The sequence below is a fragment of the bacterium genome, from assembly GCA_030583725.1.
Lineage (GTDB): Bacteria > Patescibacteriota > Microgenomatia > UBA8517 > UBA8517 > JAUYMM01.
This window is the reverse complement of record CP129472.1, coordinates 602,214-628,566: the sequence shown is the minus strand read 5'-3', so window position 1 is coordinate 628,566 and position 26,353 is coordinate 602,214. Positions and strand designations below refer to the sequence as shown.

At 35.8% G+C, this 26,353-nt stretch carries 26 protein-coding genes and 2 tRNA genes; 8 read left to right on the top strand and 20 right to left on the bottom strand.

The window, feature by feature from the left end; all coding sequences use genetic code 11:
* The first annotated feature begins 196 nt into the window (after window positions 1-196).
* The 3 genes from QY322_03620 to QY322_03610 all read left to right on the top strand — a co-directional run bounded on the left by QY322_03620 (window position 197) and on the right by QY322_03610 (window position 2,613).
* Complete coding sequence (locus QY322_03620; protein ID WKZ25447.1) at window positions 197-385, top strand: hypothetical protein; 189 nt, start codon at window positions 197-199, stop codon at window positions 383-385.
* A 102-nt stretch (window positions 386-487) separates the two neighbouring features.
* Entirely contained in the window at window positions 488-2,293 is a 1,806-nt protein-coding gene (locus tag QY322_03615; protein WKZ25446.1) for a recombinase family protein, read from the top strand.
* A 246-nt stretch (window positions 2,294-2,539) separates the two neighbouring features.
* A tRNA-Met gene (locus tag QY322_03610) sits at window positions 2,540-2,613 on the top strand.
* Between the two features lie 17 nt (window positions 2,614-2,630).
* Here the strand turns inward: QY322_03610 and QY322_03605 are convergent.
* The gene (locus tag QY322_03605) at window positions 2,631-2,999 is read right to left on the bottom strand and encodes a septum formation initiator family protein (protein ID WKZ25445.1); all 369 of its coding nucleotides are present in this window, start codon (window positions 2,997-2,999) and stop codon (window positions 2,631-2,633) included.
* 27 nt (window positions 3,000-3,026) lie between these two features.
* Here QY322_03605 and QY322_03600 point away from each other — a divergent pair, with 27 nt between their 5' ends.
* Window positions 3,027-3,890 carry a tyrosine-type recombinase/integrase gene (locus QY322_03600; protein WKZ25444.1) on the top strand — a complete coding sequence of 288 codons (864 nt, stop codon included), beginning with the start codon at window positions 3,027-3,029 and terminating at the stop codon, window positions 3,888-3,890.
* Between the two features lie 24 nt (window positions 3,891-3,914).
* Window positions 3,915-4,922, top strand: a complete 1,008-nt coding sequence (locus QY322_03595) for a hypothetical protein (GenBank protein WKZ25443.1) — start codon at window positions 3,915-3,917, stop codon at window positions 4,920-4,922.
* Window positions 4,923-4,929: 7 nt separating this feature from the next.
* Here QY322_03595 and QY322_03590 read toward each other — a convergent pair whose 3' ends face one another.
* From QY322_03590 to QY322_03540, 11 genes are all read right to left on the bottom strand, one after another.
* Entirely contained in the window at window positions 4,930-5,121 is a 192-nt protein-coding gene (locus QY322_03590) for a hypothetical protein (protein ID WKZ25442.1), read from the bottom strand.
* An 85-nt stretch (window positions 5,122-5,206) separates the two neighbouring features.
* Window positions 5,207-5,282: transfer RNA gene (locus QY322_03585), tRNA-Ile, on the bottom strand.
* Window positions 5,283-5,348: 66 nt separating this feature from the next.
* On the bottom strand, window positions 5,349-6,224 hold the full coding sequence (locus tag QY322_03580) for a hypothetical protein (GenBank protein WKZ25441.1): 876 nt from the start codon (window positions 6,222-6,224) through the stop codon (window positions 5,349-5,351).
* A gap of 20 nt (window positions 6,225-6,244) precedes the next feature.
* On the bottom strand, window positions 6,245-8,572 hold the full coding sequence (locus tag QY322_03575; GenBank protein ID WKZ25440.1) for a type IV secretion system DNA-binding domain-containing protein: 2,328 nt from the start codon (window positions 8,570-8,572) through the stop codon (window positions 6,245-6,247).
* Window positions 8,569-8,904 carry a hypothetical protein gene (locus QY322_03570; GenBank protein WKZ25439.1) on the bottom strand — a complete coding sequence of 112 codons (336 nt, stop codon included), beginning with the start codon at window positions 8,902-8,904 and terminating at the stop codon, window positions 8,569-8,571. The genes QY322_03575 and QY322_03570 overlap by 4 nt, the downstream gene beginning before the upstream one ends.
* A gap of 24 nt (window positions 8,905-8,928) precedes the next feature.
* Window positions 8,929-9,423 (bottom strand): cob(I)yrinic acid a,c-diamide adenosyltransferase, encoded by a 495-nt coding sequence (locus tag QY322_03565; GenBank protein WKZ25438.1) that lies wholly within the window; start codon window positions 9,421-9,423, stop codon window positions 8,929-8,931.
* Between the two features lie 38 nt (window positions 9,424-9,461).
* A complete protein-coding gene (locus tag QY322_03560) occupies window positions 9,462-11,942 on the bottom strand; it encodes a vitamin B12-dependent ribonucleotide reductase (protein WKZ25437.1) in 2,481 nt (826 codons plus the stop codon).
* Window positions 11,939-12,385, bottom strand: a complete 447-nt coding sequence (gene nrdR / locus QY322_03555; protein WKZ25436.1) for a transcriptional regulator NrdR — start codon at window positions 12,383-12,385, stop codon at window positions 11,939-11,941. The genes QY322_03560 and nrdR overlap by 4 nt, the downstream gene beginning before the upstream one ends.
* Window positions 12,386-12,656: 271 nt before the next feature.
* Window positions 12,657-13,265, bottom strand: a complete 609-nt coding sequence (locus QY322_03550) for a DUF5667 domain-containing protein (protein ID WKZ25435.1) — start codon at window positions 13,263-13,265, stop codon at window positions 12,657-12,659.
* A 79-nt stretch (window positions 13,266-13,344) separates the two neighbouring features.
* Window positions 13,345-13,992: a CPBP family intramembrane metalloprotease gene (locus QY322_03545; GenBank protein WKZ25434.1), complete on the bottom strand. Its 648-nt coding sequence runs from the start codon at window positions 13,990-13,992 to the stop codon at window positions 13,345-13,347.
* An 11-nt stretch (window positions 13,993-14,003) separates the two neighbouring features.
* Complete coding sequence (locus tag QY322_03540) at window positions 14,004-14,513, bottom strand: hypothetical protein (protein WKZ25433.1); 510 nt, start codon at window positions 14,511-14,513, stop codon at window positions 14,004-14,006.
* An 11-nt stretch (window positions 14,514-14,524) separates the two neighbouring features.
* On the opposite strand from QY322_03540, the gene QY322_03535 reads away from it, so the two are divergent.
* Together QY322_03535 and QY322_03530 are read left to right on the top strand one after the other, a co-directional pair.
* The gene (locus QY322_03535) at window positions 14,525-16,741 is read left to right on the top strand and encodes a PBP1A family penicillin-binding protein (GenBank protein ID WKZ25432.1); all 2,217 of its coding nucleotides are present in this window, start codon (window positions 14,525-14,527) and stop codon (window positions 16,739-16,741) included.
* A gap of 20 nt (window positions 16,742-16,761) precedes the next feature.
* Window positions 16,762-18,966: a PBP1A family penicillin-binding protein gene (locus QY322_03530; GenBank protein WKZ25431.1), complete on the top strand. Its 2,205-nt coding sequence runs from the start codon at window positions 16,762-16,764 to the stop codon at window positions 18,964-18,966.
* Here QY322_03530 and QY322_03525 read toward each other — a convergent pair.
* From QY322_03525 to QY322_03515, 3 genes are read right to left on the bottom strand one after another with little or no spacing between them, the layout of a single operon-like run.
* Complete coding sequence (locus QY322_03525; GenBank protein ID WKZ25430.1) at window positions 18,959-19,642, bottom strand: hypothetical protein; 684 nt, start codon at window positions 19,640-19,642, stop codon at window positions 18,959-18,961. The genes QY322_03530 and QY322_03525 overlap by 8 nt on opposite strands.
* Window positions 19,626-20,621, bottom strand: a complete 996-nt coding sequence (locus tag QY322_03520) for a serine hydrolase (GenBank protein WKZ25429.1) — start codon at window positions 20,619-20,621, stop codon at window positions 19,626-19,628. Before QY322_03520 ends, QY322_03525 begins: the two co-directional genes overlap by 17 nt.
* Window positions 20,596-21,582: a D-glycerate dehydrogenase gene (locus QY322_03515; GenBank protein ID WKZ25428.1), complete on the bottom strand. Its 987-nt coding sequence runs from the start codon at window positions 21,580-21,582 to the stop codon at window positions 20,596-20,598. Before QY322_03515 ends, QY322_03520 begins: the two co-directional genes overlap by 26 nt.
* 37 nt (window positions 21,583-21,619) lie before the next feature.
* On the opposite strand from QY322_03515, the gene QY322_03510 reads away from it, so the two are divergent.
* On the top strand, window positions 21,620-21,838 hold the full coding sequence (locus QY322_03510; GenBank protein ID WKZ25427.1) for a hypothetical protein: 219 nt from the start codon (window positions 21,620-21,622) through the stop codon (window positions 21,836-21,838).
* Here the strand turns inward: QY322_03510 and QY322_03505 are convergent.
* From QY322_03505 to QY322_03485, 5 genes are read right to left on the bottom strand one after another with little or no spacing between them, the layout of a single operon-like run.
* Window positions 21,819-22,811 carry a carbohydrate kinase family protein gene (locus QY322_03505; GenBank protein WKZ25426.1) on the bottom strand — a complete coding sequence of 331 codons (993 nt, stop codon included), beginning with the start codon at window positions 22,809-22,811 and terminating at the stop codon, window positions 21,819-21,821. The genes QY322_03510 and QY322_03505 overlap by 20 nt on opposite strands.
* Window positions 22,804-23,784 (bottom strand): fructose-bisphosphate aldolase class I, encoded by a 981-nt coding sequence (locus QY322_03500; GenBank protein WKZ25425.1) that lies wholly within the window; start codon window positions 23,782-23,784, stop codon window positions 22,804-22,806. Before QY322_03500 ends, QY322_03505 begins: the two co-directional genes overlap by 8 nt.
* 48 nt (window positions 23,785-23,832) lie before the next feature.
* A complete protein-coding gene (locus QY322_03495) occupies window positions 23,833-24,828 on the bottom strand; it encodes a transketolase C-terminal domain-containing protein (GenBank protein ID WKZ25424.1) in 996 nt (331 codons plus the stop codon).
* 28 nt (window positions 24,829-24,856) lie between these two features.
* A complete protein-coding gene (locus QY322_03490) occupies window positions 24,857-25,708 on the bottom strand; it encodes a transketolase (protein WKZ25423.1) in 852 nt (283 codons plus the stop codon).
* Window positions 25,705-26,349 carry an LOG family protein gene (locus tag QY322_03485; protein ID WKZ25422.1) on the bottom strand — a complete coding sequence of 215 codons (645 nt, stop codon included), beginning with the start codon at window positions 26,347-26,349 and terminating at the stop codon, window positions 25,705-25,707. The genes QY322_03490 and QY322_03485 overlap by 4 nt, the downstream gene beginning before the upstream one ends.
* Between the last annotated feature and the right edge of the window lie 4 nt (window positions 26,350-26,353).

Here is a 26,353-nt window from a genome sequence, read left to right as displayed (position 1 = left end):
AAAATAACAAAACGATGGATAAGTGCTCCACTCATCTTTCCAGACGTTTTTTAAATAACTTACGCACGATAAAATTCCAAAATAACGATATTTCTGTGTACTTGAAATTTACTTATAGCGATGGTCTTAAAAATGAAGGAATTTATAACAACAAACAAGAATTGTTTCAGGCTTTTGAAGCCTTTAGGGAGGAGGAATGACATTACAATCCGAAGCCTTAGAAGAATTTAAGAAACTCTATTTTAAAGAATTTGGAGTTTCACTAACAGATGAACAAGCTTTAGGTTATAGCTCTAGCCTTATTGGTCTAGTAAAAGCCGTATATGGACAAAATTTGCCTTACTCAAAGACTATTGACAACATAAACAATCAGATACAAAATTAAAGGGTACTCAATCTTTAGGAATCGCTATTTTAATGGCCATCTAAGACAATCTGAAGCGATTCTGATTGAGTACAACTTGGATGGCCTTTTGAATTTTAAAATATGGAAGAAAATCAGCTAAGCAATCTTAAATACATAGGCTATGTCCGTAAGAGTTCGGAGGATAACAGAGACAGACAGGTGGCAAGCCTAGATGACCAAGTTTTTATAATTGAAGGCGTAAAAACTAGGTACAATTTAAACATTATAGAAGTACTTCAAGAATCAAAATCAGCACACGAAAAAGGTCGTGAACTGTTTGAAGTGATGATTAACAAACTAGAGGCTGGAGAGGCTAACGCAATTCTAACTTGGCACTTAAATAGACTAGCCCGAAATATGGTTGATGGTGGGAAAATAATTGATTTAATAGATAGAAATAAGTTGGTTGAAATAAAAACGCCAAGCAGAGCATATCACAACACACCAGAGGACAAGTTTATGCTCAGTCTCGAATTCAGCATATCCAAAAAAGATAGTGATGACAAATCAATTGCTGTTACAAGAGGACTCGTGAAGAAATGTAGAGGTGGCTTCAGGCCAGGAGTTGCTCCGCAAGGCTATTTGAACGATAAGACAACAGAAAGTGGCAACAGGCGTATCTTAGTTGATTCTGAAAGGTTTGAGCCAGTTAAACGGATATTTGAGTTGTTTCAAAATGGTACGCCTGTAAATGAAATCCATAGGCTTGCCAAAGACGATTGGGGTTTTAGAACAAGACCAAAGAAAAGAAGCGGTGGTAAACCGCTTTCTATAAGTATGATTTACCGTATTCTTTCAAACCCTTTTTACTGTGGCAAGTTTGAATATCCACTCAAAAGCGGTGTGTGGTACAAGGGAGAATATGAGGCTATGGTATCAGAAAGTACCTTTAACGAGATTCAAATTAAACTAGGTAGACGTAGTCAATATAAACTTCAAGGACATCAATTTGCTTATACAGGAAGCCTTGTACATTGTGCCTCTTGTGATTCCTCCATAGTCGGAGAGGAAAAATGGCAATGTATATGCTCAAATTGTAAAGAAAAGTTTTCAATTACTAAGAAGAATAAGGATAAATGTATCCATTGCGGGACTTTGATTCACAATATGGCCGACCCTAAAATGCTTCACTATACCTATTACAGGTGTGGAAAAAAGAAAAATCCTCAATGTGGGGAGAAATCTGTAACCCTTAAAAAACTTGAGGAACAAATAGATGATTTTTTAACAGATATTGATATTTCGCCAGCCTTTATGAATTGGGCAATTAAGCAAATTTTAAAAGAAAATACAACAGAGAGAGATTTTAGAGAAGATACTATTAAAAACATTAAAAGTACGCACGACAATATCAGAATACAATTGGACAATCTTCTTCATTTAAAAATATCGCCAATGAATAAAAACGGAGAGGTATTAAGTGATGAAGAATATAAAAACAAGAAAACGAAGCTTGAAATTGAACTAAAGGGGCTTGAAAAGCAGTTGGTAGACACAGACGGTAGGATGATTCAGGCCAACGACCAAACTGAGAAGGCCTTTACATTTGCCTCAAGAGCCAAAGAAAGATTTGCAGGAGATGACCTAAAAATTAAACGGGATATTTTTACAGGTTTAGGGTTGCACCTAACTTTGCACGATAGAAAAGTCCAATTTGACGCCCCAAAGTATCTCATTAAGATTAAGGAGATGAAAAAAATAGCACCTATCATCGCAAAGGCGGTTGAACCCAAAAAAGAGCCCGAAAATCAGGCTCTTTTGGAGGAAAAGTTTTCCTCAATTCCCTTCTTGTTGCGGGGCTGGGAGTTGCGCCCAGCCTGCGAGATTATGCGATCTGTAATCTCTAATTACTTAGAGTGTCGGACTATATCTTCACCTCATCTCTGAGGGCTCGGCGTGTAGTCTCTAGGGGGTTATTTCAACTTCCCTCGGGATTGACCTAAATTTTTAGGCGTTCCCCGATATAGCCAAGTTTCACATTTAAAATTTCTTTTAATGTGGCCCAATTTCTCAAGCCTCGCGTGCACTGTACACTACCCCGCACATATGAAATTATTTTTTAAATTTCAAGAACAAAGCTATTGTAACACAAAGCTGAATACTGACTCAAATTTTGGTACAATACAACTTCAGGCCAGCGTAGCTCAGTGGTTAGTAGCGGTCGTTTCATAAGCGACAGGTCACTGGTTCGAATCCAGTCGCTGGCACACAAAAAATAAGTGACTTACTTAAACAAATCCAGCCATTTTTGCCAATTAGTCTTTATTTTGGGCTCAAACTCATCAGGTGGGTCTGGCACAAGCCTTTTAAGTTCGTCCTGTGGGGGTAAAACCACTATTATCTCCCCCTCTTTGGCAAGGCCCATTTTATCTCTAAATTGTTTTTCCCTATATTCATCACTTCTGGTAATTTGGAGTTGTTCTGCCAATTTTTCATTTTCAATTTCCATTTTTTCTAACTTAACTTTTGTTTTTTCGACCAATTCATCTCCGAGCTTGACTTTTCTATAACTTTTTACAAAAGATGAGGCTAAAACGATCATAATTACAACCGGTGCTGCTAACCCCATAATATTGACTATTTTTTTGTTCAATGTATAATACCCCCAGTAAGGTTAATTATGACACAAGAAAGTATTAAAAGTTTACTACCCAAATTTATATCAAGTTTACACGAAAAAGGTAGATCTCCGGCTACAACTTTAGCCTACAGATCAGACCTTGATCAGTTATTGGAATTTTTAACAAAGAATAATATTTCCGAGCCCAGTAAAGTTAAGTCTAAGGATTTGGATATTTTTAGAGATGCACTTTTGGCACAAAAATTTACACCTAAATCTGTATCTAGAAAATTAAATGCTGTTAAAACTTTCTTTAGGTGGATGGTTGAAAGCAACTACCTAGTAGAAGATATTTCAAAAAGTGTAACCCACCCTAAAGTGGAATCATCTATGCCTAAGTTTTTAACTCCGCTTGAATACAGAGCTCTTCGTGACGTAGTTAAAACTGATTCAAGAATTTCAGCCATGATTGAGCTCATTTTGCAGGCCGGTTTGAGAATCTCTGAAGTTGCAAATATAAAAACAGATGATTTAAAAGAAGAAACTTTAAAAATTGAGGGATATGCAACCCAACCAGAAAGAGTTATTCCTTTAAATAAACCTGCAAAAGATGCTTTAAATAAGTATCTTGTAGATAGGCCAAAAGTAGATTCAGATTATGTGTTTATAAGTAAAACAGGTAAACCTCTAGCTGTCAGAAACATCAGAGCAACTGTTGATAGGTTTATTCAAAAAGCAGAGCTACCAAAGTATTCTGTAAACGACTTAAGAACTACTTTCATTGTGGAAAACATCAAAAATGGAGTTGACTTAATTTTAATTTCTCAAGTATCAGGACACAAAAGACTATCAACCACAGAAAGATATTTGAAACTCGCAAATATTAATGAGTCTGGTAAAAAACAAACCTTAATCGAGCTTTAATTTTATTGTGTTAAAATTATTGGTATGGCCAAGCAAAATGAGGTTTGGAAAGGTATTTTTAGCGGTGTCGATCTTAAAAAAAGAATCCCCCAAATAGTGGATGAGGTCTCCAAAAAAAGTGGTTTTGCCCCTGATAAATTACTGAGCACTAGCTCTTGGTGGAGCAAATCAACTGGAGTCGGAGCATTTCATATAAAAGGGACTTTTAGAAATAACTTAGCCATACTAAAAATTCAGGGTGTTAAGCCAACAACTAGTGAAGTTTTTATGGTTGAAGAATTTGCAAAACAAAATAAAAGTAAGGTGGTAAGACCTCCAAAAGTTTATGCAAACTTTCCTTGGGATGAAGAAAAGGGATATGAAGCGTTTGTTTTAGAAGATGTAGGTACTAACCTTGTCATCTCCCCACCAACTAATGAAATTGCTATTGATGATTTTTTCAAATACCACAAAGAATATCGTGCAAAGTGTCGAAATAGTCCATGGCTAGAAAAGCCGGATATTCCTGTAGGTAAAGCTTTAAAACAAAGATTTGACCAGTGGATAGAAACTAGTAAAAAGATATTTCCCCACCACCCACTTAGACATAATGGAGATGAAAAATTAGTTAGAAAGGCAGTTGAGGTATTAACTAAAAACCCCAAATGGCTTGTACTAGAATTCATGCATGGTCATTTCTCGGCACGAGATTTATTTAAAGTTAATAATCAGATAGTTGTATTATCCAACTTATATTGGTCATGGCGTACACCTTATTACGATCTTATTTTTGCATATCATTGGTTTATGTATGACCTAGCCGGTGTTGGTGAAATTGAACCCGATGCAGTTGAGGCACAAAGACAGATATGGCTCAAAAAAATTGAGGGGGTAGCTGAAGACAAAATATTATTAAAATATGCACTTCTAGAAAGAGCTGCTGCTGGACTAAACCTTGATGCCCTAAGTGTTGATATCAAAAAACCCATTGCTAAACATATAGTAGGTAGAACTAGAGAAATTACAAAAGAGTTGATAAAGGAATTATCCTAAATAGAATTTATTTATTTTCCAAAGTTTTAAGTTCTTCAACTACTGAGTTCAATAAATCTTCATATACTTTTATTTCAGAATATCTAAGTTCAGAAAGTGAGTTCTCATGTTTTACTCCCCTGAAGTTTTTATACATCCCATCAAGTTTGAATTGATATTTTAGTTTTTTTTCTTCTAATTCTTTCAATCTATTGTTCATTTAGATAATTTATGTGGCCCGGGATGGGCTCGAACCATCGACTCCCGTCTTATGACTGTGTTTGTACGCTGTCTGTCTGAAAATTTGGTGGGCGCACTTGGATTTGAACCAAGGACCCTCGACTTATAAGATCGATGCTCTAACCACTGAGCTATGCGCCCAAATTTTCTACCATAAGGACGGTACTCTGACCACTGAGTTACCGGGCCTCAGTTTCTTGAATTATATCATTTTTTCTTTGAAGTAAAGGCTTGAGGCATATGCTCCCAATCTCTAATCTTTCTTATCTTAATATTTTTATCCCAAATAGCCTGAAGAGCTGACATGTCTACGTCATTTTTCTTTGCAAAGCCTAAAATACCTATCATATCCTTTGGGAAACAGGCTTTTCCAAAACCGAAATCTCCATCCCACCCCGGAACGCTTAAAAATGTGCCTATTCTTTTATCTGCCTCAACAGCTTCTCTGACTTTGTTGTAATCTGCGCCTACATGCTCTGAAAGTAAATAAAATTCGTTTGCCAATAAAATTTTAGACGCAAGCATTAAATTACTCATATATTTCGCAAGTTCTGCACTTGTTGTATCCATTATGTAATACGTCTGATCTTTTGGTAATATTGTTTGATAAAGTGATTTAATTCTCTTTCCTACTTCCTCGTTCCTAGTTCCTATTACCGTTCTATTTGGATTTAAAAAATCAAAATTTGCTTTTTCTTGAGTTAAAAACTCAGGATTCATAGCAAAATTAACTTTAGGATATTTTTTGGCCATTTTGGTAGTAGTTCCAGGAAGCGAAGTAGACTTAATAATTAGGATTTTCTCGGTATTTTCAATTTTTTTAGCAACACTTTCTACAACTTCTTCAACAATACTCATATCCATTCCAGAATAATCAGAAAACATTGGGGTTGGGACACTTACAAATATAAATTCGGAAAGTTTAACTACTTCTTCTAGTGTATTTTGAGATTCTTTATACTTGTCATACCAAAAAATCCTGTTTTCTTTGTTTGTTGCAAAACCTTTAACAGTTGCTTCTCCAACAAAACCGTAGCCAATTACCCCAATTGTGTAGCCAGAATTACTATTCACATTATTCATAATATAATGAAGAATACCACCTAAAGCTTTGCTCGTCTAGTGATTTCTGCCTCAACTAATTTTACGTCTCTACCATGTTTTAACCTACTCATTTCAGTAATTATTTCTGCAGTTCTATCATTTTTTGTGGCATTTACCGCTTTCATATCAAGTGTTGTATCAAGGGAGAATGGTGTTTGTGGTTGGTTTCTGACAATTGTTTTAACATATGCGTGAAATCTTTCAACATTTAACAAATCATCCTCGCCAAACGTAGGAGAAAATTCATGTTGTAAATAATTAGCATCTGTCACACCAACCCTAAATGATATTTTTGTACCTACGTTTCCAAAAACTGCATTTTTAACTTCTTCTTCCATCTGACCTATAAACTGATTAGCAACGGTCAAATTCAGTTTGTATTTTCTAGCCTCAGAAAGAATAACAGCAAAGTCAGGTGTTGCAAAATTTTGGAACTCGTCAACATAAAGATAAAAATCTCTTCGTTGTTCTTCTGGTGTATCACTTCTGCTCATGGCTGCCATTAAAATACGAGGTACTAAAATAAGACCTAAAAAGTTTGAGTTTTCCTCACCCAACTCACCTTTTGCTAGGTTAATTAATAATATCTTTCCATTATCCATTACATCACGGAATGAAAATGACGACTGAGATTGCCCAATGATATTTCTAATCATTTTATTTGTTACAAACCTACCAAATTTTGAGGTGATATAGTCTAAAACCTCAGATTTATGGAAGTCAGAAGTTTGTGCAATCTGATCCGTCCAATATCTTCTGATTATAGGGTCAGTTACCTTAGGTAGTAATTCCTGAACATATCTTGCGTCTGTCAAAACCCTCATCAATTCAACAAAGGTGGTTCCGGGCTCCGACATTATGGTTAACATGGCATTTCTTACAGCATGCTCAAACCTTGGACCAACAATACCAGTCTTATAAGGGTCAAAAAGTTTGTACATCATATTAATAATTGATGAGGCAACAAAATGCTTTTCGTCTTCAGTTTTGGCTTCCATCAAATTTAACCCCATTGGACGCTCTGTGTCAGAAGGTCTAAAGTAGACAACATCTTCTGCACGTTCTGGGGGAATCATTTTTAAAACATCTTCAACAGCATCACCATGTGGATCCATAAAACAAATTCCACGTCCAGCATTTATATCCTGCATAATCATGCTCTTTAAAAGCTCGGTTTTTCCTGTACCCGTTGCACCAATAATAAACATGTGCCTTCTTCTATCATCATCGCCCATTGCAATTTTTCGTTCTACCCCTCTATAGACGCTCTTACCTAAATACAAGCCATCCTCAGGCACTTCTGCGGGTGCAGGGGCTGTCTTACTATGCAACCAGTGAATATGTGGGGTTGTTATTTGTCTATTTGGAAAATGAAAAATTGTTGCAAGCTCTTCAGAATTTAAAATTGATACATGGTTTTTTAAAATATTAAACATCGGCTGATAGCGATATAAAAAGTCCTGCATAAATGAGCCTTTGTTATATATTTTTCTACCACCCAAGATGTTGTGTTCACCTGCAACTTGGCTGATTGAAGAATTAATGTTGTCCAGATGGATTTTTGCCCTCTCTTTTGTAGTTCCTGAAACTATAATCCTGATTGATGTTTCAAAACCAGGTTTACTGATCTTGTTTTCCACGGCTTCAAGAGCTTTTGCAGATACAGAATATTTAGCACTTTCTGAACTGCTTTCTTGTTTTTTAGTATCTGAAATAAACTTTCCTCCCTCTTTTTGCCAGTCAGATTCAGCTGGAGAAATTAAAATTTGTAAAATTGCACCCTCACCTTTATCCATCCTAGCCATACTAGATGTAACTGCAGACAAAATATCTGTAGACAAATCTTTAAATGTTTTTAGAGGATAATAGTTTGCTTTTGAAAGTTGCAATGACTTATAGGCTACTTTACCTTCGTTTGAAAAAATATTAACCTCTTGTACTTCTTTAACTTCAGCGTCAGGATATGCACCATGGATTTGTTTTTCTACTAAATCTTTATATTCTGAAGGTGTCCAAACAAAGAACTTGATATCTTCATCTCTTGCCAACATTTCAAAAGAAAGTGTAGGCTGAACAGAAAACTTTTGTTTCCAACCCCCTTTTTTAACTGAATACAGTGAAGCAAAAAGTTGCTCCATAGCATCAATTTTAATTTCGTTCAAGCGGGGTACAGAAATTTGCAGATAAACCGAGTCAACTGATCGTTCTTCTCTACCACGGTATCTGAAAACCACAAAGGCTACATAGGAAAAAACAGCAACCATGAAAACTAAAATTAAAATTAGTATCAAGAATGCAAAAATTGTATTTAAATCAGATACGATCATTGTTTACCTCCATCGAATAATATCTTCCAACTAAAATAAACTGCCTTTTTAAAAATTCTAAGCCAATAACCTGCAGACCAAACAGAAGATTCACTTTTATCCCCCTTGATAGTAACCTCAAGACTTTTTTCGTTAGAAGCAGGAATAACTATGTCAACTTTTTCAGACTCTGGTGTTTTAATTACACTATTACCCTGATCATCTGTAACTTGAGCTTTAAATTGGGTTGGAACAGGAGTTACAACCTCTTTCCTTTCTATGTTTAAAGGCGAAGCTTCATCAGGATTCTCATACTTATTCTTTATTGGTTCTCTTTCAGGCAGTAGTCCCATGAATTAATAATATCACAACAGAAGCTAAACTATTTTCCAAGTTTCTTCTCTCGTCTTTTGTTTGAAATTGGTGTAGCGGGCAAGGGTAAAGAGATAATCTGAAAGTCTATTTAAGTAGGCAAGTTTGTCTAAATTTGGATGTTTAGTATCTGAAGCAGAAACTAGCATTCGTTCTGCACGACGCGCAAGTGCTCTAGCGTAATAAATTTTAGTGGCTCTTGGTGTTCCAGAATAGATTATAAAATTGGCAAGAACTGGCATTGCCCCTTCCATTCTATCTATTTCTTTTTCTAATTTTTTAACCGCATCTTTTGGAAGTGTAAGCTTGGCGCCAGATAGAATTGAGTTAACAGTAAACAAGTTTCTTTGTACTTCCGTTAAACCACCCACAATACCAAGGTATGAATTTAGTTCATCAATTGCCCCTATGGCTTGAATTAACTTGGAAGATTTTGAAATTCTTTTCCCACCAAAGGTTCCAGTTTTCCCTTTATCCCCTGTTTTTGTATATACTGACATGGAGTTATTCTATCAAATTCTGGTTTCGCAAGTTTACTTTAGCATTCACTATGTCCACAGGCGTGGCATTTACTACACCCTTCTTCAAAAACTAATGCTCCTGCTCCACAACTTGGACAGATATCACCAACTTTTTCTTTTGTAGCATGAAGAAACAAAGTGTCTTGTTGTTCTTTTGTGGTTGATGGAATTGATGCAATTACTTCACTTACTGGTTCTTTTTTTGAGTCATTTACGCCAAAAACATTTGGGCTGTTGTGGTATCCATTTATACCAAAATCATAATGAACAGATAACGCACCAGCTACTGCATCTGGAAGAGATTTTATTTTTGTTGGACCAAATCCAATTGACCTTCTTCCACCAATTCCTGAAAGTTGGTCTGCAAATTCTCTTGCTTTTTCTTTTGCAGAAACATTTCCTCTAAATTTTAAGGCGGTTGAAATAGTACGACCTAAGGCTTCTGCCATAGCAGCAACATCAGAACCAGCTTTGCCAACGTTCACAAAGACTTCTAATGGGTCACCGTTCTCATCTTCATTAATTGTTATAAATGCTGTCCCCACTGGAGTATGCATCCTGTACGTTGAACCAGTTACTTTATAAGGACGTTGTCTTATTGGCTCAACCTCCTGTTGGGTGTTTGTGTTTACATCAGTCTTTACAGTATCGTTTTTTGTACCCAAGTTTAAAACCTGAACATCTTTGCATCCATCCCTAAAGACAGTTATACCCCTACACCCTGTATCCCAAGCCTCAAGATAGGCATTTTTAATGTCTGCAACTGTCGCGGAATTGTCTAAATTAATAGTCTTACTCACTGCATTCTCTGTATGTTTTTGAAAAACTGCTTGTGTCCTTATGTGCCAAGTAGGGGTAATTTCTTGGGCCGTACCAAAAATATTTCTTATTTTTTCTGGAATTTCTTGAATATTTCTGACAACACCTTTCGCTCCGACTTTGTCCATCAACTCCTGACTCCAAATACCTTCTTTTTTAAGAACTTCTTCAAATTTTGGATTAACAAAAGTTAACTTTCTATCCAAATGCTTATCTTTAACTATATGTTGAAAAGCAATTGCAAAAAGCGGTTCACAACCTGAAGAACTACCTGCAATTATTGATATCGTACCAGTAGGTGCAATTGTAGTGACTGTTGAATTTCTTCTGGGAGTTGTCCCTTTATAAATTGACCCCTCAAACATTGGGAAGGCTCCTCTTACTTTAGCAAGTCTTTCTGTCTCAGAAACTGCCTCATCGTTAATTGTTTTCATAACACGCTCTGCAAGAGTTAAGGCTTCTTCACTGTCATAAGGAATTCCAAGCTCAAGAAGCATATCGGCCCAACCTCCAATTCCTAGTCCAATTCTTCTGATACCAAAAACTGTATTCCTTATCTGCTCTAGTGGATACGGATTAACTTCAATGACGTTGTCCAAAAATCTAACTGCTTGTCTTGATATCTCTTTTATTCCATCCCAGTCTACCTCACCATTTTTTACAAAGTAAGTTAAAAATATACTGCCCAAGTTACAAGCATCAAAAGGATAAAGAGGTTGTTCTCCACAGGGGTTGGTTGCTTCAATATCTCCAATTGTTGGAACAGGGTTTGCAGTACTTTGGTTTATCTTGTCTATAAAAATTAATCCAGGGTCTCCTGTCCTCCAAGCACCGTCAGCAATCTCATCAAAAACAACTCTGGCTGATAGTTTTCCAACAACCTCTTTTGTTTTTGGATTTATAAGCTCATAGTCCTCGTTATTTCTATAAGCCTCCATAAACTTGTCTGTAATCGCCACTGATATGTTGAAATTTGTAATACCCCCCTCTTCTTTGCAATGGATAAATTCCATAACATCTGGATGGTCAACCCTTAAAATTCCCATATTTGCACCTCTTCTTTTTCCACCTTGTTTAACCTCGTTAGTAGCGGCATCGAATATTCTCATAAACGATATTGGCCCAGATGCAGTACCAGATGAAGTTTTGACTAACGATCCAGATGGTCTAAGTCTAGTAAATGAAAACCCAGTACCACCACCTGTTTTGTGAATTATGGCCTGATGTTTTAGAGCATCAAATATTCCTTCCATCGAATCCTCAACAGGAAGGACAAAACAGGCAGAATATTGCAAACCATTGCCAGTACCGGCATTCATAAGGGTTGGAGAATTTGGTAAAAATTTTCTTGAAACCATTAAATTGTAGAACTCTCTTGCAGACTTCATCACATCTTTTTTAGTTGCACCCCACCTGGCTTCACTAGAGGCAACATCCCAAGCAACACGCCAAATCATATCTTCTGGGGATTCAATTGGATTTAAGTTATTATCTTTAACAAGATATCTTTCACCCAAAACCTTTAATGCCTGTTCTGTCCAATCACCCTTGGGCAAGTCCTGTGGCAGGTTTGGTTTTAAACCAACTTTCTTATCAATTTCCTTTCGTATTTTTTCATAGGTAGGAGCTTTGTAATCTTCAAATTTTAATAATTTATTTTTAATTTGTTTTTTTGTCATATATTTTTAGATATTATTTTTTCAAAATCTTCTAAGTCTTCAAACTGTAAATAGACACTTGCAAACCTTAACCAAGCTACCTTGTCAACTTTCTTTAACTTTTTTAAAATTGCACCACCTATTAACTTGCTTGATATTTCTTCATTCTCTGCTTTTAGCATTTCCCTCTCTATCTCATCTGCTATTTCATTAACCAAATCTAAAGAAACTGGTCTTTTTTCGATTGATCTTAATATTCCTCTTTTTACTTTCTCTTTATCAAAAGGCTCTCTTTTGCCATCTCTTTTAATAACCCAGAGTACAGATGTTTTAACTGACTCATGTGTTGTAAACCTTTTACCACACTTGGTACACTCCCTTCTCCTTCTTAATCCGTGACCATCGTCGCTCGTTCTTGACTCAAGAACTTGTGTCTCCTTGGTATTACAAAATGGACATTTCATATGTACTTTTTTCTTTTAGTTACAATTTTTTGCGTTTCACAAGTAGTAACTATGTTTCACATAAAATAACTATGTTTCACATATGAAAGCAAAAAACACTATCACTAGTAACAAGACAGATGATCTAACACTAGGGGTAGAGAGTCAACTATAAACTTTTAGTATTAAATATATCACCTTTAAGCCTGAGTAGCTTCAAAAAAATTTCTTTCATTTTTGCTCGCGTAAATTTTGCGGAGATTATTTTAAAATCGAGTATAAAAAAAGGATACTATTCAAATGGATTTTGCGGTGGATTCAAGCCAATCGTCAATAAATTAACACTCATTACTTTATATACTTCCTTTGAGTAGTCAATTGTTTTTATAGCTTGAGGCCTTAGGTCTTCTGGGGTTAAAGGTAGTATTTGTCTTTCGATTATCTCTCTGTGCTTCAGTGAAGCAAGCGCCAACTTTTCATAACTATCAGTATAAGATACTGTTTTTGATGCCTTTTCAAGATATTTTTCAGCCTTAGTTAGTGTGACAAGACCCAAATCGGGTTTATTGTCTTGAAATAACATTGTTGCAGAAACCAAACGTTTGTCGGCAAACAATAAATATAGATCACTTTTTTTGTTTTGATCAAAAGTTGTAACAACCCAAATTCTATCTCTTAAGGCCTTTAGGTACCAAAGTGGATTGTCGGGATTAATTTTTCCAGGGTAGGCCAATACATAATCTACCGAAAGATCATCTTCTGTATTTTTTTGTTCAGTATTCTCTGATAAAACCAGTGGCGTATAGGCATATTTAATACTAACTGTTTTGAAAAATGAAGCCGAAAGTATGGTGAAAGCAACAATTATTGTAATGATATTAACTGCAACATTGCTTTTCATAAATTACCCAAAACTAATTGGGTAATTGTAATTGTATACTAAGCAGTCAACTCCTGCAAACAATGTCACTTATGTCTCCTTATCTAAACAAAATTATTGGCCACTGCCATAATACATGAAGAATAATTGGTGCCAAAATGTTTTTAGTTCTAGCATATACAAAAGCGCTTCCAATACCAAAAATGGTGGTTAGTGCTAAATATATTAGACTTGCTGAAAAATCCAATTTCCAAACAAATATGGTTATGGGTACATGAATCATAGCCCAAAAAACAGATGTTAGGATATTGGCAGTGAACTCATTTTTGATAAAGTCCCAGATTCTAGTAAATATGTATCCCCTGAATGTGATCTCTTCTGAAAAAGCAGTTACAAAAGATAATCCAAGCGCTGTTATAAACGGTAATTGACCAATATTTGCATTCAGATTAAGTTGCCCATCGTATTTGATGTAATTAACAAACATTGCCTCTAAAACAAAGATCAGGCCCAATCCCAAGGAATAATAAATTGCAGGAAACAAATTTTTGAAAGTTATACCAACAGATTCCAAACCACGACGTTCTAGTTTAACTAAATAAATAACTGGGATTAGCCAAACCAGTGGTTTAATTATTGTTTCCTCAATCTCTTCTGGAAGTTGAAAAAGAAATCTATAAAAACCCCATACTATTAGTAGGTACGCTGCCAGATAAACTGCCCTTTTGAAATTTAAAGTCTTGCTCATAATTAATATTGCTATTTAAGTTTACAACCCTCAAAGGCTTTATCCATAGAGCCAATAACCATATCTATTTTGGTTTTGGCTTCGTCAAAAGTGATTGCCTTTTTTTCATCTGGAAACCAATGAAAAACAGTATTTCTACATAAAGTCCAAGTGTTCCACAAGTCATCTGCTAGCTCCTTACCGCCACAGTATTTAACTAGTTTGTCATAGACACTCTCCTTTTCTCTGTACCTTTTATCTAAATATGGATTTAGTGCTTTTCCAATCCTAAATCGTTTACCATGATAATCTTCACTGGTAATAAACTCCATATCTAGAAATACTTTTTTCAAAAAACCTTCATATGCTTTTGCTGCAGGAAAAACCACGAATGAATAATCACTAAAAACTTTCCTACCCTGAGGCATATCTCCTCCCCAACTCCTCACTACATTTGCCAAAAACTCAGAAGCAACCAACAATTCCTGAAGGTCTTTTTCTATATATGTCCACCAAACTTTGTTTTCTAAACCAATATCCATTAAAATCAAGTATGCGACATTTTTTCTCAAAAATCAAAAAACACCTATCTAGTAAATATAATAGAAAAAGAGTTATTTTTTTTACCGTTCTAATTTCTTTTTCTTTGTGGCTTTTTTGGGGAATACCCCTTCCTACTAAACTAACATCACCAGACATTCCTGTCTCAACCAAACTATTTGATAGAAACGGCAATATAATTTATGAAATATATGCAGATACCAGAAGAAGCCCTATTGAGCTCGAGTCCCTACCTGACAATATTAAGAATGCAACCATTGCAATTGAAGACAAAGATTTTTACAAACATTACGGTTTTTCTTTTACTGGAATTGCTAGGGCTGCTTGGAAAATTGTAACCAGAGGAAAACTTGAAGGAGGATCAACACTAACCCAACAACTTGTTAAAAACGCACTACTCTCTCCTGAAAGAACTATTCGGAGAAAGGCAAGGGAGTTTTTCTTGACAATGGTGGTTGAGGGAATATATTCAAAAAACCAAATACTTGAAATGTATTTAAACCAAATTCCATATGGATCGACCGCCTATGGAATTGAGTCAGCAAGTGAACTATATTTTAAAAAACCAGCCAAAGATTTAAGCCTTGCAGAATCTGCTTTACTTGCAGGTTTGCCTCAAAGCCCTACAAGATATTCACCTTTTGGAGCAAGACCTGAACTTGCCAAAGAACGACAAAAACAAGTGCTTGATCAAATGGTTATAAATGAACACATTACCCAAGAAGAAGCTGACAAGGCCTTTGAAGAAGAATTAAAGTACACAAAAATTGAAGCTCCCAAAGCTCCCCATTTTGCCCTTTGGGTGAAAGAACAACTGGTTGAAAAGTATGGTGAAAGAATGGTTGAACAAGGTGGACTTAGAGTTACCACCACTTTAGATTTAGAACTTCAGGAATTTGCTCAAATGGCGGTTGCCACAGAAGTCGCAAAACTTAAAAACCAGAAGGTGGGAAATGGAGCTGCAATCGTTACCCACCCATCGACTGGAGAAATACTTGCGATGGTAGGAAGTAAAGACTATTTTGCCGAAGACGAGGACGGTAAAGTCAACGTTACATTGGCCAATCGTCAACCTGGTTCGTCAATTAAACCCCTTAACTACGCTCTGGCAATCTCGCGCAAAAAAATAACACTAGCAACAACTTTTGCTGACACACCATCTTGTTTTGCAGTTGCTGGACAATCACTTTACTGCCCTAAAAACTATGATGGAACCTTTAAAGGTCTTGTTCAAACAAGGTTTGCCTTGGGAAACTCTTTAAATATTCCTGCTGTTAAAATATTGGCTGTAAATGGTGTAAAACAGTTTGTAGAATTTGCAAATTCTCTTGGTCTCACTACTTTTGAAGATCCAGACAGATACGGGCTATCGCTGACACTAGGAGGAGGAGAAGTTAAGCCTATTGATATGGCCGTAGCTTTTGGTGTTTTTGCAAATGGAGGGGTCAAAGAACCATTACTAGCAATTACCAAAATTGAAGACTGGAAAGGCAAAATTTTAGAAGAGGTTAACATTGGTAACAAAAAATTATCAGGTGAAAAAGTATTAGATACAGGAACTTCATTTTTAATTTCGCACGCCCTGCATGACAACAACGCCAGACAAGAGGCTTTTGGCCCATCTAGTTTTTTAAATGTCAGGGGTCATCCAGAAGTTTCTGTAAAAACAGGTACAACAAATGACAGAAGAGATAATTGGACAATTGGATACACAAAACAAATAGTTGTGGTTGTGTGGGTAGGTAATAATGACAACACTCCAATGGGTGGTGCTGTTTCTGGAGTTACTGGAGCATCACCAATATGGAACCGTGTAATAAAATTTGCCCTTGATAAAAGTGAGAAGGGTGCATATGACTCTGATAGTGATGGTCACTCATGGCCATTACAACCAGAGGAAGTCGTCGGAGGAACAATCTGTTCTGATACTGGTGGAGCCATATTGTCAGGTGACCCAAATAATCCAGGCTGTCCATCCAGATTTGAGTATTTTTTGGCAGGGACCATCCCCACAACAGTAAACGTAACCCACCAAGATTTGTGGGTATTTAGAGATACTGGTCAAGTTGCAAACTCTGATGCTCTTCCTGAGCAAATAGAGATGCAGTCAAAAACAGTTTACACAGACCCAACAGGAGCAATCTACTGTCTTGAGTGCCCCATTTCCAGTTCTTCTGCAACTATTAGATACCCACTTAAAAGTAACTAACAAAACTGGTACAATTGCCTGTGGCTGGAAAAAAGAAAAAAACCACCACTGCCCTTTCGCTAATAGCTTTTATCTTAACTGCTATTGGGAAACCTTTCTATTTTATCTTTTCTCATATTTTTATAGCAGTTATTTTTGTTTTTTATTTTGTTGGTAGTTCTATTAGAAGAATAAAACTTCCAAAGTTTCCCAAAATTAGAAGTTTTGCTTTACCTAAAATTAAATACAATTTTTTAAAAAACTATACTTTTCCAAGGTTTAAAATTTCTTTTAAAAAAAGGTATTTGTTTATTGTTTTGGGTATTACTGTAATTACCTTTATTACTTACCTTACTATTTTTAAAGATCTGCCCTCTTACAAAGAGCTAATGTCAAGAAAAATTGAAGTCTCTACTAAAATATACGATAGAAATGGAGTTCTTTTATACACGATTTATAAAGATAAAAACAGAACTCCTGTTAAATTAGAAGAAATTCCCCAAAGCGTTATTCTTTCTACGATAGCCGCGGAAGATGCAGAATTCTATTATCACAAAGGATTTTCGCTCAGAGGAATGTTTAGAGCTCTTGTTAAAAATATTTCTGAAGGTAAACTTCAGGGCGGGTCAACCATTACTCAACAGTTAGTCAAAAATGCCCTGTTATCTTCAGAGAAAACATATATTAGAAAAGTTAGAGAGTTAATACTCTCAGTTATGGTCGAATTTAATTACTCGAAAGATCAAATTTTAGAAATGTATTTAAATGAAGTAAGTTATGGTGGTACTGTCTATGGCATACAAGAAGCCTCGAAACATTATTTTAATAAGGACGTTAAAGACTTGACGCTAGCTGAAAGTGCACTTCTTGCAGGTCTTCCCCAGAGTCCCACAAGATATTCCCCTTTTGGCAACAATCCTGACCTAACATTTTCTAGACAAAGGGAAGTCCTGTATTTAATGAAGATTAATAAGTTTATTAGCGAGGACCAAGAGTCTGAAGCACTTGAGCAACGAATTACATTTGCACCCAATAAACAAGACATTAAAGCTCCCCATTTTGTGATGTACGTTCGCGAAAAACTTATTGAAGAATATGGAGAAGAGGTAGTTACCACTGGGGGCCTAACTGTTACCACGACACTTGACTACGATATCCAAAAAATCGCAGAGGAAGCAGTAAGAGACGAGGTTTCAAAGATTGAAAGGTTGAACGTCAATAATGGTGCGGCTGTGGTCTTAAGCCCCCATAACGGAGAAATTCTGGCTATGGTGGGAAGTAAAAACTATTTTGACACAGAAAACGATGGCAATGTAAATGTCACCACAAGATTAAGACAACCTGGGTCATCAATTAAGGTTGTAACCTATACACTTGCGTTAAGTAGTGGCTTTACACTTTCAACTATTATAGATGACTCGGCAATTACTTTTAAAGTTCCTGGACAAAAAGACTATTCCCCTAAAAACTATGATGACCTATATAAAGGGAAAATTACCATCAGACAAGCCTTAGCGCAGTCAAGAAACATACCTGCTGTTAAGATTTTGGCGTCATTAGGGGTAACAAAAATTATTGACTTGGGTGAGAAAATGGGCATAACCACTTGGTTAGATAGGTCACGTTTTGGGCTATCATTAACGCTGGGTGGTGGAGAAACCAAACTTTTAGATGTTGCCCAAGCATATTCAGTAATTGCAAACGGTGGAGTTAAAAATGACCTGATATATATATCGGAAATAGTAAATTATAAAGATAAAACCATATATAAACGTGATGAACAAAGTAAAAGTAAGAATAAACTAATAATTGACTCGAGAGTAGCCTATCTTTTGATTGATATTTTAAAAGACAACGTATCAAGATCTCCAGCTTTTGGAACAAACTCCAAACTTGTTATTCCAAACCACCCAGAAGTTGCAGTAAAAACAGGAACAAGTAATGACCTAAAAGATAACTTAACAATCGGGTTTAACCAAGATTATTTGACAGCAGTTTGGGTTGGTAATAACGATAGTTCATCTATGAGTAGAATAGCATCAGGTATAACAGGGGCAGCCCCAATTTGGAATAGAATAATGACCTCTCTTTTAATGGGTAAGGAGGCTGTTGAGTGGGCTATCCCTAATGGCTTAATCCAAAAAGAATGTTACGGTAGGTTTGAATGGTATTTAGAAGAAAATCAGATGAACTGTCCAAAAATAGTAGATCCAGCGGGAATGACAGAGGGTCCGAATATTAACTAGCCACAACTTCACTCGTGTCGTTATTAATCAAAAGCAAATCTTTGTAAAGCAAGTAGGAAGACAAGAGAAATAGTGGGGATAGTAAACCCATAACTAGACTTCCAGCAACTGGGATAATTGTTACAAACATTGTGACAACAATACTGAATAGTCCAAAAACTATAAATCTTCCAAACACTTTCATCATCCTACCCTTGACCATCAACTTACTAGCTTTCAGTGCCTCTCTTAAGCTCATACTTTTATCAAAAACTAAAAACAATGTAAATGAATACCAAAGCCCAAAAATAATTGCAGGTATTATAAGTAGCAATAAGCCTGAAAGAATAATTAAACCTAAAACTAAACTGACTCCTACAAAAGTAGGTAACATTCTTAGTGACTTTTTGACAACCTCAAATTCATTTTTATTGATTTCTAAAATTGAAAAATATGCAGATGCTTGCATCCAAAAACTAAGTAGTGCTGATACTACTGTTAAAACCAGAAAGATAGTTAATCCACCTGACATATCAAATTCCTGATAATTTTCGGTAGGATAATAATATTCATATAAGAATGTGGCTAAAGTCGAAAATATAACGGGGATAGACATGACTTTAATGAAAAAGGCCATATTCTCTTTCTTAAAATAAATCTTTAACGCCTCTTTTATGTATTCAATTGCTGTCCTCATTTGTATGTTCAGTATATAGTAACTTAGTAAGTTTTGGAAATAGTTCATCTGCTTCTCTTTCAATCACACCATCTGTCATAATTACCAATACAAAAGGCTTTTCAGAAAACACAATCCCCGCATCACTTACAGACCTCGCCTCTCTACCATATTTATGTGCTAACTTGTATTCACTTGGAATTCCAGCTCTTAACCAATCTTCAAAGATAGTATTGGTCATATAACCTATTAATTTTTGTGAATTGTCATAGTCTAAAAGTTCGTGTTTGTATAACTTCTTGAAAAATAGTCCCACTTCCTCTGGTGTTGTAGTATTTTCACTTAAGGAAGTGTTTGGCATTCCAAGATCGTAGATGGTATTGTTTACAACCTCTTTGCCCAAACTCTCAACTATGGTATTAAAGGCAAAGTTATCTGACCTCTTGCCCATAGCTTCAACCAAGCTTTTATCCTCATTATTTTTCATTGCGAGATACATCACTGGTAATTTAATTAATGAGGCGGCCTGCATTTTTTGTTGGTAATTTAAACCGTAGTAGTAATCCCCTTTTAAGTCATAGATATAAAATGCATAGATCCCAGAGTAACTATTCGTAGCCTCTTTAAACAAGCGCTTGGTATTATCAATTTTCTTTTGTGAGACCTGGCTCCCTTTATTCCCAACAACTATTACCTGCTCCTTAAAGGGATTTAGTTCAGATAGGTTTGGTAATTTTAAAATCGGAAGTTTTGGTAATTTATAATTTCTTGCCGACAAAGCCAAAAACCCAGAAGTGGCAACAGTTAAAATTAGAATAACCAGAATGAATAATCTTTCAAATTTGCCCCAAGGTTTTACTGGTTCCTTGCGTTTTTTGGCATGCTCAGGCTTTAAGTCTTTGAATTTTCTTTTTGGAAAATTTAGTTCCTCTACTTCCTCGATGTATTCCTCATCTTTCTTGAATAGTCCCATTTTATTTCCGGCGATTTGGCCAAACATCACTGTTTACAATATTATCAGGAAGTTCGTTATCTAAAACTTTTAAAATTCCACTTACTGCTAATTCACCCATTTTTTCTCTTGCCTCATATGTTGCTGATGCAATGTGGGGGGTTAGTATAACGTTCTCCATACCTATAAGCTCTGGGTCAATGTTTGGCTCATTATCAAACACGTCTAAGGCTGCACCAGACAAGTGTCCCGATCTTAAAGATTCTACTAAATCGTGTTCATCAACAACCGATCCTCTTGCTGTGTTAATTAAATATGATCCTTTTTTCATTTTAGATAGGGACTCACTTTTAATCATATGCCTTGTTTCGTCTGTTAGTGGAACATGAAGAGTTACAATGTCACTTTCCGAAAGAAGTGTCTCAATATCACAATATTTTATACCCAGCTTTTCCTCACACTCAGGATCTCTATTTCTTTTATTGTAAATAATCTTCATATTATGGCCCACTGCTTTTTGGGCAACCATCTTGCCAATATTTCCAAGTCCTATTATTCCTAATGTTTTATCCCTTAGTGTGGTACCTAAAAAAATATCAGGTTCCCAACCTTTATAAGCCCCCCTTTTAGTGGCTTCATCTGCCTCAACAATTCTTCTTAAAAGAGATGTCAAAAGTGCCCAAGTGTGTTCTGCCACGGCCTCATCAACCTCTTTACAAGGGGTGTTACAAACTACTATTCCCCTTTCAGTTGCATCTTTAACATTAATATTGTCAAAGCCAACTGCGTAGTTACCAACTACTTTTAACTGTGGACCAATTGCATCCATTACCTCTCCATCAATTCTGTCTGTAAGTAATGATAAAACAGCATCTGATCCCTTGGCCTTACTTATTAATTCCTCCGAAGTTAGAGGCCTATTAAACTCAGAAATTATTACCTCTTGGTTACTGTTTTTTAAAACTTCAAGTTTTGTTGTTGGAATATTTCTAGAAACAAAAATCTTCATACTTTAAATCTAGCATTTATGGCAGTATATTTAAAGAGTGGAACATAAAAAACCACCCACCTATTTAATTGCCATTCTTATATTCTTATTGCTACTTTCCATTTCAATTGCAGGATTTTTTGCATATCAAACACAGAGGTCAAAACCTGTTGCTTGTACCATGGAAGCTAAAATTTGCCCTGATGGATCTGCTGTTGGAAGAAGTGGACCAAAATGTGAATTTGCCCCTTGCCCAACTACATCTCCTCGACTTTAACCCCTGAAGACTTAAACCTTTCAACCCAAGTGTCTAAATCTTGTTCTTTTAATAGTCCTTTCTGAGCCCCAGTGTAGCCTATGACTGATGCGGAATTGACAGTTCCCCAAATAAGTGCCTCTTCAACTGTTTTTCTTTTAATAATTGCTGACAAAAATCCTGAACCAAATGCATCGCCCGCCCCAGTTCTCTCATATGCGTCCATTGGCATAATTCCACAATGAATGAATTTACTACCGTCAAAAAGATATGCACCATTTCCACCGTCAGTTATCACTGAAATTTTAGGACCCAAACCAGAAAGAGACATTAGGAGTTCTTTGGTCACCCCACCTTTTGCTTCATATCCTGTAAGTTTTTCGGCTTCTTGTTTGTTTACAAAAACGATACTTGAAAGTTTAAATATATTACCAATCTCTTGCACCCCACCGCGAAGTTGCCAACTACCAGGATTGAAAGCTAACTTTACTTCAGGATTTTTTACAAGCCATTCAGAAATATGGTTATAAAAAGGTCTATACGACTCACCCATTGAGGTTAAATAAACCCAAGGCGCTTTAGGCAGTTGAACAGGAAACTCGTATGAACGTGGAGAATGGTAGGTAAATATTGTTCTTTCTCCTGTGTAGCTTACAACTACATTGAAATTAGATAGAGTTGAAGGTTGTTGAATGACATAAGTTAGATCAACTTGCTCCTGCTTTAATCTCTCTATTATTTGTAAACCCGTACTATCATCCCCAAGTGTTAAAACCACTGCTGTATTTACACCCAACCTTTTTGTACCAACGGCATTATTTGCAGCATTTCCACCAACTGAAAACTCCAAATTCTTAACTGGTATCTTGTCACCATATGAAAAAGCAATTAAACATTTTTTTGTATCAATTTCGCATAGTGACTCTGATTCTGAGGGAACAATGAAAGCATCTAGATTAGCATCACCTATAGATAGTAATTCAAAGTTATTCATATGACAATTTCCCCTGTCTTGCTTTTGAGACTTTCTTAAGCCTTTCTAAAAATACTTCTTGGGCTTTGGAAACGTTATTAATATTTCCCAACCATTCTTTCATTGCTTCTTCTTGTAAAGCCCTCCCAAATGAAAAAGATAAATCCCAACTACCGAAATTTTTATCTGTGTTGAGTTTCACTATTTCATTTAAATTAAATGTCGCCTGATCTGGAGTTTGACCACCTGACAAAAAGACTATTAATGGAACTTCGTTTGGAACAGAATTTCTAAAGGTACGTAATGTTGAATTTGAAACCTCTAAAGGCATAACCACTACTCCACTTTCTTTGCCAGGCATAACCATACTTGCTTTTAGAACTGTGGATGCTAAATCTACATTTTTGGATTTTAGAATTTCAAAAAGTTTCTTTAATACTTTTGTAGAAATTTCTTCACATCGAGTATTAGTATGATTACCATCTAAAAGAACTTCTGGTTCAATAATTGGTATCATACCCTTATCTTGGACCAGTTTCGCATAATCTGCCATCTTATTTAATGACTCTGATAAAAATGCCTCCGTTGGATAGATATCAGTTATCATAATTACTGTTCTCCATTTAGTGAAAGTTGCTCCTAGCTTTTTGTAATCCTCAAGTCTTTCAGAAAGACCACTTATTCCTTTTGTAATTTTTTCATCACTACCATTAAAGCTTTCTAAACCTTCATCAACTTTAATGCCAACTTCAATACCTTTGTTTCTTAGGGTTTCTACTAACCCTTGTTTAATTGTTTCATCGAATAAAATTACTCCACTAACGTACTTTTCCATATCTTGGGTAGAAAACAGCATTTCTCTATATTCCTTATTTAGTTCTGGGGTTGAGGTTAAACCTAAACTCAAAAATCTTTTTATTATAGAAGGAGTAGATTCGTCAGCAGCCAAAATACCTTTATTGGGTTGTGATAGTTTGGAAATTGTTTCATTCATATATTAAGACTACCATTTAAAAATAAAATGACCAAGCCTTGTTAATCATCAAACATTTTTTCTAGCAATTACTTTTTTAACTGCTTTTGCAATATCTTCCTTGGTTAAGCCATACTCCTTAAACAATTCCTTTGGTTTCCCAGACTGGCCAAATCTATCTTGTACGCCTAAAATCTCCATTTGTACTGGAAAGCTTTTTGACAATACTTCTGATACTGCAGACCCCATTCCCCCCAGTACCTGATGCTCCTCAATTGTTACAACTGCATTTGTAAGTTTTGCATACTTTATAATTACTTCTTCATCCAGTGGTTTAATTGTATGAAGATTTACAACAATTGTATCAATACCATTTTTTTCTAATTCTTTGTAGGCAAGCAGTGCTTCATATACCATTAATCCGCAAGCAACAATCAAGCATTCAGGATTTTTACTTTCAGTTAAAATATTTGCCTTTCCGATTTTAAATGGTGTTTTATCTGTTGTATAAACAGGGCTCTCAATTCTTGGAAGTCTCATATAGAAAGGTTCATCAATTTTTGCCATTTCTAAGGTTGCCTTTTTGGCTTCATTATAGTCACTTGGAACAACAACATTCATATTGGGAATAACTCTTGTTAGAGCAATATCTTCTAGACCTTGATGTGTCACACCATAGTGACCAATATTCAAACCCGATTGAGCCCCAATTATCTTTACTGGGTAACCATCAATTGCAATGGTTGTCCTTATTTGTTCCCAGTTTCTACCAGGTGAAAAACAGGCATAACTTGTTGCAAATGGGATTTTGCCGTAATTTGCCATACCTGAGGCAATTGTGACCAAGTTTTGCTCTGCAACCCCAACTTCTATAAACCTATCTGGAAATTTATCTGCAAAATAGTTTACTTTTGTTGACTCTTTTAAGTCGGCCGTTAATGCAACAATCTTTTCATCCTTCTCTCCCGCTTCAAGTAAACCATGACCGAAACCATCTCTCATGAACTTGGCTTCAATATCTTTCTTAAACAACTTGTCTGATAATTGTAATTTTGTATTAATCATTTTCTTGATTCATCAACTAAGGTAAACATCATTCACCATAAGGTGAGACTTTCCCCTGCATTGTCCTAATATCTTTTATTGCCTGCTTTGCTTGTTCATCATTTGGTGCTTTTGCATGCCAGTTTGGATTATTTTCCATAAAATCAACTCCTTTGCCTGGAATTGTCCTTGCAATAATTACTGTTGGGTTTTCATAGATTGCTCGGGCTTTATTACAAGCGTTTATTATTTCAGTAATATTGTGGTCATCAACTTCTAATACTGACCAATTAAAAGCTTTGTACTTTTCAGCCAGTGGTTCAAGTGGCATAACATTTTCAGTAAAATCATCGATTTGGATATTGTTTCTATCAATTATCATTGTTAAATTACTAAGATTGTTTTTACCTGCAAACATAACCGCTTCCCAGTGATTTCCTTCATTATGTTCTCCATCTGAGGTAATACAAAAGGTTCTGAACCTTTTCTTATCCATACGAGCGCAATACGCAATTCCTGAAGCCTGAGATAAACCTGACCCTAAAGGACCAGAGGTTGTTTCTACACCAGCTAGAAACCTTTTGTCTGGGTGACCTTGAAGTGGCCCTCCCATTTCCCCAATTTTAAATAAGGTTTTGATATCAAAATATCCGCTATAAGCCATTACCGCGTATCTAGCAGGACAAATATGGCCGTTTGATAGTATTAATCTGTCACGGTCCTCCCAATCGGGGTTTTTGGGATCGTGATTTAAAATACCGTAATAAAGGGCCACAAAAACGTCAACCATTCCAAGCGATCCAGCAGGATGGCCATAGCCAGCTTTTAATATCATCTTTATGATATCTTGCCTGACTTCTACTGATATTTCTTGTAATTCTTCAATTGTATACTTTGTCATATTTGAAACGCCTTGTCATATTTATCCATATTATGATCTTCTGAGTGATCTCTTCCATCCATTTGTTTTTCAAACTTTTTAATTATTGGTAAAACATCTTCAACTCTATGTGCAATTTCAAAAACAGAAAGTTCTTTTGCGTCGATATTCATATGTTTTCTAAACACATCAATTATTTCAGCCCAATAGCTACCAAGTAAAATAAATGGTTTATGGTGACCATGATATAGTTTTGCCAAAACCCAAGCAGTACCAAATTCTGAAATTGTTCCACTACCTCCTTTAAATAAAACAAATACATCTCCATATTCCATTAGTTTAAACATCCTTTCAATGTAGTTGGTAGTTACAACTTCTTCATCCGGGACATTGCCAACATACTTACCTTCAAATCCTGGTGCATTTGTCGGATCAAAAGTTACCGTGATTGTTTTTCCTCCCTCTTTTTTGGCACCAGAGGTTGCGGCCTCCATTACTCCGGGACCTCCCCCGTCTACAATGACATAGCCTTCTTTTGCAAGTATCCCTGCAAGTTTAAAAGCTTGTGTATATGTTTCGTCCACTTCAGAAATATCAGCATCTCCAAAAAAAGCAATGCTTTTGATATATCCTTTTTTACTAGAATATTTTTTTTCTTCCATACAG